The organism is Microbacterium sp. GbtcB4, assembly GCF_019091465.1.
Classification (GTDB): domain Bacteria; phylum Actinomycetota; class Actinomycetes; order Actinomycetales; family Microbacteriaceae; genus Microbacterium; species Microbacterium paraoxydans.
On the sequence record NZ_JAGXJJ010000699.1, the window covers coordinates 1 to 232 of the forward strand.

A 232-nucleotide genomic window follows, 5' to 3' on the forward strand; every position below is an offset into this window, starting at 1 on the left:
CTCAATCGCAGGGCCCACGGGATGGGACAAGTCGACGCTCCTGAAAGCCGTGGCAGGCCACACCGCCCCGAGCCGCGGCAGCATCCGCCTGCACGGCGACGAGGTCCGCGGTCCGCGGCAGGATATCGGCTACGTGATCCAGCGGGCGGCGCCCCTGGAAGGGCCCAGCGTCCGCGGCAACATCCTCCTGCGGGCCGGGATGCGCGGGTTGGACAGGCGCAAGGCCCGGGCC

1 protein-coding gene is annotated in these 232 nt (G+C 73.3%); it reads left to right on the forward strand.

What is annotated here, in order from left to right:
* Window positions 1–4 precede the first annotated feature (4 nt).
* A partial coding sequence (locus KVS71_RS19315; protein ID WP_368874987.1) for an ATP-binding cassette domain-containing protein occupies window positions 5–232 on the forward strand: 228 nt, incomplete at its 3' end.